General features: G+C 70.3%; 9 protein-coding genes. 6 read left to right on the top strand and 3 right to left on the bottom strand.

Annotated elements, in window-relative coordinates; all coding sequences use genetic code 11:
* On the top strand, positions 1–416 hold a 416-nt coding region (locus RWP81_RS13070; protein ID WP_314456774.1), incomplete at its 5' end, for an NAD(P)H-hydrate epimerase.
* A 122-nt stretch (positions 417–538) separates the two neighbouring features.
* Here the strand turns inward: RWP81_RS13070 and RWP81_RS13065 are convergent.
* On the bottom strand, positions 539–1,294 hold the full coding sequence (locus tag RWP81_RS13065) for a glutamine amidotransferase (protein WP_314456773.1): 756 nt from the start codon (positions 1,292–1,294) through the stop codon (positions 539–541).
* Positions 1,295–1,362: 68 nt separating this feature from the next.
* Here RWP81_RS13065 and RWP81_RS13060 point away from each other — a divergent pair, with 68 nt between their 5' ends.
* Together RWP81_RS13060 and RWP81_RS13055 are read left to right on the top strand one after the other, a co-directional pair.
* Positions 1,363–1,590: a response regulator gene (locus RWP81_RS13060; RefSeq protein WP_314456771.1), complete on the top strand. Its 228-nt coding sequence runs from the start codon at positions 1,363–1,365 to the stop codon at positions 1,588–1,590.
* Positions 1,587–2,231 carry a CYTH domain-containing protein gene (locus tag RWP81_RS13055; protein ID WP_314456769.1) on the top strand — a complete coding sequence of 215 codons (645 nt, stop codon included), beginning with the start codon at positions 1,587–1,589 and terminating at the stop codon, positions 2,229–2,231. Before RWP81_RS13060 ends, RWP81_RS13055 begins: the two co-directional genes overlap by 4 nt.
* A 137-nt stretch (positions 2,232–2,368) precedes the next feature.
* Here the strand turns inward: RWP81_RS13055 and lpdA are convergent, their stop codons facing one another.
* On the bottom strand, positions 2,369–3,766 hold the full coding sequence (gene lpdA, locus RWP81_RS13050; RefSeq protein WP_314456767.1) for a dihydrolipoyl dehydrogenase: 1,398 nt from the start codon (positions 3,764–3,766) through the stop codon (positions 2,369–2,371).
* Between the two features lie 9 nt (positions 3,767–3,775).
* Positions 3,776–4,417: a copper resistance protein CopC gene (locus RWP81_RS13045; RefSeq protein WP_314456765.1), complete on the bottom strand. Its 642-nt coding sequence runs from the start codon at positions 4,415–4,417 to the stop codon at positions 3,776–3,778.
* Positions 4,418–4,686: 269 nt separating this feature from the next.
* Between RWP81_RS13045 and RWP81_RS13040 the strand changes: the two genes are divergently transcribed.
* The 3 genes from RWP81_RS13040 to RWP81_RS13030 all read left to right on the top strand — a co-directional run bounded on the left by RWP81_RS13040 (position 4,687) and on the right by RWP81_RS13030 (position 6,500).
* Complete coding sequence (locus RWP81_RS13040; RefSeq protein WP_183417975.1) at positions 4,687–5,172, top strand: FHA domain-containing protein; 486 nt, start codon at positions 4,687–4,689, stop codon at positions 5,170–5,172.
* Complete coding sequence (locus RWP81_RS13035; RefSeq protein ID WP_314456763.1) at positions 5,172–5,858, top strand: MerR family transcriptional regulator; 687 nt, start codon at positions 5,172–5,174, stop codon at positions 5,856–5,858. The genes RWP81_RS13040 and RWP81_RS13035 overlap by 1 nt, the downstream gene beginning before the upstream one ends.
* Before the next feature lie 96 nt (positions 5,859–5,954).
* Positions 5,955–6,500 carry a MerR family transcriptional regulator gene (locus tag RWP81_RS13030; RefSeq protein ID WP_314456761.1) on the top strand — a complete coding sequence of 182 codons (546 nt, stop codon included), beginning with the start codon at positions 5,955–5,957 and terminating at the stop codon, positions 6,498–6,500.
* Positions 6,501–6,554 lie beyond the last annotated feature (54 nt).

Raw genomic sequence — 6,554 nt, 5'->3', positions numbered from 1 at the left:
GCGCCGGCGCGCGCGTGGTCTCGGCCAGCGACGCGTCCGCCCGACTGAGCGGGTACTCCCTCGTGCTCGACGGCATCCTGGGGATCGGGCGCCTCCGCGACCGCCGCCTCCGCGGCTCCGCCCGCGCGCTCGTCGAAGCCCTCCTCGCCCTCCCCGAGCGTCCGCAGGTCGTCGCCGTCGACCTCCCGAGCGGCCTCGACCCCGACGACGGGACGGCGGAGGGCGCCGTGCTCCCCGCCGACGTCACGGTCACGTTCGGGGCCGTCAAGGCCGGTCTGGTGCTCGGCCGCGGTCCCGACCTCTCGGGTCGCGTGCACCTCGTCGATCTCGGGCTCGAGCCCGCGCTGCGCCGTGCCCACCCCGCCGTGACCGCGCCGATCTCGGTGGTCCGGGTCTCCGCGCGTCACCGGCTCTGAACAGGCGCTCGTCCCTGCCCGGGGCAGGCTAACGCGCCGGTTGGCGTGAGCATGGGCCAACGGCCGCGCCCGTCCCCGGGAGCAGCGGCGGACGACCCCGCATGTTCCGCGAGTGGGGCGGGCTACCTCGCGTAGCGTTCAACGAACGTGCGCAGCATGCGCGACGGTGCCGTGACGGGCGCGCGGCGTACGGCCGCGAGGGTGGTCTGCAGCTCGTCGGCGGCGAAGTAGCCGTAGCCCGCGTACGCGTGGATGCGGGTGACGATGCCGTCGACGTCGAGCTCGGGATGGAACTGCGTCGCGTAGACGTTCCGCCCCACCCGGAACATCTGCACCGGGCACGTGGGGGAGGACGCCAACAGCACCGCTTCCCCGGGGAGTGCCGTGATCGCCTCCTTGTGCCCCACGAACGCCGAGAACGTATCGGCCAGTCCCGCCGCCAACGGGTCGCCGCGCCCCTCATCGGTGAGGGTCACCTCGACCACGCTGATGGGTTCTGCGAACGTGCCGTCGATGGTGGCATCCAGGTGCGTGCCGAGGGTGCCGACGCCGTAGCAGGCCCCGAGGAACGGCAGGTCGCGGGCGACGACCTCGTCGAGCAGCGCGGCCATCTCGGCCTCCACTCGTCGCTGCACCGACGACTTCTTCTCGAGGGGGTCGGAGGCGTTGAAGGGGCTTCCCCCGACCATGATGCCGGCGACGTCGTCGAGATCGAGAGCGGGCATCGGTTCGCTCTCCAGGCGGATGCGGAGCAGGCGCTCGGGCGGCAGCCCGGTGTAACGGAGGAAGAGCGCGTACTCCTCGTCGGCCGGGAGATCCTCGGCCCGGGTGGCGAGCAGGACGAAGGGGCGGTCGCCGGGCAGGTCCGTCCATGTCACCCGAGCGATTCTAGGCGAGCACTGTCAAGGCGCCGGGCGGTGTCGGGGTCGCGGTCTACGCTTTCAGCATGGCTATTGCACGACTGACCGGAGGCCCGCTCGACGGGCAGGTCCTCCCTCTCGAGAACGACTTCGACGACACGCTGATCATGCCCTACAGCGAGGGCCAGCTGGTCTACCGCCGCCAGGGCGAGCCGACGAACACCGGCGAGTCCGACGGCCCCACCGAGGCGGTCTTCGCGTACACGGAGGAGACCGAAGACATCAACCCCGACGTCGACGGACGCGACGATTGAGCGAAGCCGCCCACGGCGCGTCGAGCGTCGAGGTCGAGGCGAAGTACGACGTCGGCGACGCCACGCCGCTCCCGGACTGGTCGGCGCTGCCGGGTGTCGCGCGGGTCGGTGACCCCGAGCCGCGTGACCTCGACGCACGCTACGTCGACACGACGGACGCCGAGCTCGCCCGCGCCGGTGTCGCGGTCCGCCGTCGGAGCGGCGGTCCCGACGAGGGGTGGCATGTGAAGGGCCCGGCGAAGGGCGCCGGGCGCACCGAGCGTCAGTGGCCGCTCGGCGATATCACCGATGACGAGGCCGACCCCGTGGTGCCTCCGGCGGTTCAGGATGCCGTCGCCTCGATCGCCGCGCCGCCCTTCACCCCGCTCGCGCGCGTGCGCAACAACCGCACGGCGTACGACCTCCTCGACGCTGACGGCAACAAGGTTGCGGAGTTCGTCGACGACCGTGTTCGGGCGCGCGACGAGCGTCGCGGCGTCGAGTCCGCGTGGCGGGAGTGGGAGGTCGAGCTCGGCCCCGCGGCCCCCGAAGACGATCAGGGACGCGCAGAGTTCTTCACCGCGGTCGACGCGGCGGTGTTCGCCGCGGGCGGTCGACACGCGGCATCCGGATCCAAACTCGCCCGCGCCCTCGGTCACTGACCCCCGGCGACCGTCGATGCGGCATCTCGCCGGGCATCGACGGTGCGCGCAAGAGAGATGGATGCCGGGCTTCCCACCCGGAGAACGACAGAAGGCCCGACCGGCGTGAACGGGGCGGGCCTTCGTCGCTCTGTCGATTAGAGGTTGATCATGTGACCCGTCAGGCCGTGGAACGCCTCCTGCAGGCCCTCCGACAGTGTCGGGTGCGTGTGGACGTTGCGGGCAGCCTCGAGCGCGGTCAGGTCCCACTTCTGCGCCAGCGTGAGCTCGGGCAGCAGCTCGGACACGTCGGGGCCGATGAGGTGGCCACCGATGAGCTCCAGCGTCTCGGCATCGGCGACGAGCTTGACGAAGCCGACGGGCTCGCCGAGGCCGTTCGCCTTGCCGTTGGCCGAGAAGGGGAACTTCGAGACCTTGATGTCGTGGCCGGCGTCGCGCGCCTGCTGCTCGGTGAGACCGAACGAGGCGACCTGCGGGTTGCAGAACGTCGCGCGCGGCATGTTGCGGTAGTCGCCCAACGTCTGCGTCTCGGCCTTGCCGATCGTCTCGGCGGCGACCAGACCCTGCGCCTCGGCGACGTGGGCGAGCTGCAGCTTGGCGGTGACGTCACCGATCGAGTAGATGTGCGGCACGTTCGTGCGCATGTGGTCGTCGATGTCGATCGCGCCGCGCTCGGTGAGCTTCACACCGGTGTTCTCGAGTCCGAAGCCGTCGACCTTGGGGGCGAAACCGATCGACATGAGCACCCGGTCGGCGTCGATCGAGCCCTGCGCGCCGTCCTTACCGGTGTAGGCGACGGTGACCTTGTCGCCGTGGTCGGTGACCGACTCGACCTTGGTGGAGGTGAGGATGTCGACGCCGTAGCCCTTGTACTGCTTCTGGATCTCTTTCGAGACCTCGGCGTCTTCGTTGGGGAGGGCGCGATCGAGGAACTCGATGATCGTGACCTTCACGCCGTAGTTGGTCATCACGTAGGCGAACTCCATGCCGATGGCGCCGGCGCCGACGATGACGATCGACTCGGGGAGCTCGCGGGTGAGGATCTGCTCCTCGTAGGTGACGACGTTCTCGCTCAGGGTGACGCCGGGGAGCAGGCGCACGGTCGAGCCCGTGGCGATGATGACGTTGTCGAAGGTGACCTGCTCCTTCGAGCCATCGGTCTTGGTCACATCGATCGTGTGGTCGTCGGCGAAGTAGCCGCGGCCCTCGTACTCGGTGACCTTGTTCTTCTTCATCAGGTAGTGGATGCCCTTGACGTGGCCGGCGGCGACGCTGCGCGAGCGGTCGAACGCCTTGCCGAAGTCGAAGTGCACGTCGCCCGAGATGCCGAAGAGGTCGGCCTTTGCGTGGAACGTGTGCGCGAGGTCGGCGTTGCGCAGGAGCGCCTTCGAGGGGATGCAGCCCACGTTGAGGCACACACCGCCCCAGTACTTCTCTTCGACGATCGCGACCGACAGTCCGAGCTGTGCGCCGCGGACGGCGGCGACGTACCCGCCGGGACCCGCACCAAGAATGACCAGATCGTAATGAGGCATGGCTCCAGCCTATCGCCCGGCGGTGCCGCCTCCGGCGGTCTTCCGCGCTCCCCGCGACGCGAAGACGTACACCAGCACGCCCGCCACGATCACCAGCGCCACGACGATCAGGATCCATGGCAGCGGAGACGCCGGAGCCGCCGTCTCGACGGGTGCCGCGGTGGGTTCGGTCGACGCGGCGGGCGTCGCCTCCTCGCTCGCCGACGCGGTGGGGGAGGCGGTCGGGGATGCGGACGGTGTCGGGGTGGGGGAGGCGGTCGGGACCGAGAAGGCGAACTCGCCGTCGATGGGGTGGCCGTCGCTCGACACCACGCGCCAGCGCACGGTGACGGCACCGGATGCCGGGCCCGCCAGCGCCTGGGTCACCTCGGTGCCCGCGGCCTCGGGCGTGCCGTCGGTGAGCGACGCGCCCGAGGCGTCGGTCACCTCGATCACCGTCGCACCCGCGTCGGGGAGCACGTCGGCGCTGAAGGACAGTGTGATCTGCGCCGGCAGCGCCTCGAGCACCGCGTCGGCGGTCGGGTCCGTCGCGATCAGTTCGTCGTGTGCGGCAGCAGGGAGGGCCGGCACGAGCAGGGCTGCGGCGGCCAGGAATGCGGTGGCCAGGACGGCGGGAGGGGTGCGCCGGCGCGGCGCCTGGGAGGACCTCATGCTCCGACCCTAATGAGGGCATCCGAGGAGGGGCCTGGGAGCCGTGCCGTCTTTCCCCGGGTCCGGAGCCCGACGCGCACCGGCTCCTCGGACTCGACAGGGGCGTGCTCGGGTCGATAGGTTCGAGTGTCCCGTCGACCGTTTCGCGCCCCGAACCGCGGTGCCGGTATCGACGGGCCGAGACACATCACGCATCATCATGGCCCGCTCGAGGCCGGTCGCCCTTTTGGTGCGAACCGGTCGGTTATGGTGAATGAGAAGGAGAAGCCGTGGACGAGACCAGCCGATTCGAGCGAGACGACATCCGGCGTGCAGGCGAAGCCGCCGCCGCCGGTTCGCACGACACGACCCAGACCCACGACGCCGATCTGTCGTTCGTCCCCTTCGGTGCCGACCTCACCGAGGCAGAGGTCGAGGCGATCGGCGCCCTTCCGTCGGGTGCCGCCCTGCTGATCGTCCGATCCGGGCCGACCACCGGTGCCCGCTACCTGCTCGACACCGACATCACCACCGTCGGCCGCCACCCCGAGGCCGACCTGTTCTTCGACGACGTCACGGTCTCGCGTCGACACGCCGAGATCACGCGCACGGGAACGGCCTTCGAGATCGTCGACCAGCGCTCGCTCAACGGCAGCTACGTCAACGGCGAGCGCGTCGACCGCGCCGCGCTCGTCAACGGCAGCGAGGTGCGCATCGGCAAGTTCCGCCTGAACTTCTTCGGCTCGCCCGTCGATCTGCCCGCGGCAGAGCACTGATGGCGGCAGCCCCGTCCCGTAGTCGTCAGACGGCTGCGGGGCTGCTGAGTATCGGGCAAGTGCTCGCGCGGCTCACCCCCGACTTCCCCGCGCTCACCTCCAGCAAGCTGCGCTTCCTCGAGGTGCAGGGCATCGTCTCGCCCACCAGAACCGAGTCGGGATACCGCAAGTTCTCGCCCGCAGACCTCGAACGCCTGCGTCTGGCTCTGACGCTGCAACGCGATCACTACCTGCCGCTCGTCGTCATCCGCGACTATCTCGCCGACCTCGACGCCGGCCGGAATCCCGCGCCGCCCACGTCGATCCCGTCGATGACGAGCGCCCCGCGCCGGTACCGTCGCGACGAGTTGCTCGCCGCCGCCGGTGCAGGACCGCAGCTTCTCAATGACGCCGTGAGCACCGGCGTCATCATCGGCGCCGACAGCTACCCCGAGCAGACGGTCGCGCTGCTGCGTGCCCTCGTCGCCCTCGACCGACACGGCATCGAGCCGCGCCACGTACGGGCTCTGCGCCAGAGCGCCGAGCGCGAGGTGTCGCTGGTCGAGTCGGCGCTGTCGGCACTTCTTCGCCGTCCCGATGCGCCGTCACGGGCGCGCGCGAGCGAGCTCGCTCCCGAGTTGGCGGCTCGCCTCGACGAGGTGCGCACCATGTTCGTCCGCGACGCCCTGGACCGAATGCTCTCCTGAGCGCGACACGCCGCGCATCTCGGAGCGGATGTCATTGCCGGGGAACCCTCGCTGATCTAGCGTGGAAGCAACGAACCGAACAGGAGGGACGCGAGCATGAACGCTGGCGACGCACTCGGTGAACCTCGGTTCGCCGCAGACCTCCTCTTCACCGACGGTCTGCCCGAGATGGACGACGACACCGGTTATCGCGGGGCCGTCGCCGCGCGTGCGGCCGGCATCACCTACCGCCAGCTCGATTACTGGGCGCGTACCGAACTGGTCGTCCCGACCGTCCGAGGTGCGAGCGGATCGGGCTCGCAGCGCCTCTACGGTTTCCGCGACATCCTCGTGCTGAAGCTCGTCAAGCGCCTGCTCGACACCGGCATCTCCCTGCAGCAGATCCGTACCGCCGTCGAGCAGCTGCGCGCCGCCGGCATCCGCGATCTGGCGGGCACGACGCTGATGAGCGACGGTGCCTCGGTGTACCTCTGCACCTCGAACGACGAGGTCATCGACCTCGTCAGCCGCGGCCAGGGGGTGTTCGGCATCGCCGTCGGCAAGGTCCTGCGCGAGGTCGAATCCACCCTCGTCGACTTCGAGACCGCTCAGCCCGACGCCGTCGACGAGCTCGCCGCGCGCCGCGCCGCACGCACCGCCTGACGTCATCGGCTGTGGGCGCCGCGGCCTCGGTGGTCCGCGCACCGGATGCCACCG

This window comes from uncultured Microbacterium sp. (assembly GCF_963521695.1).
Classification (GTDB): Bacteria; Actinomycetota; Actinomycetes; order Actinomycetales; family Microbacteriaceae; genus Microbacterium.
This window is presented reverse-complemented; position numbering and strand designations above follow the sequence as displayed.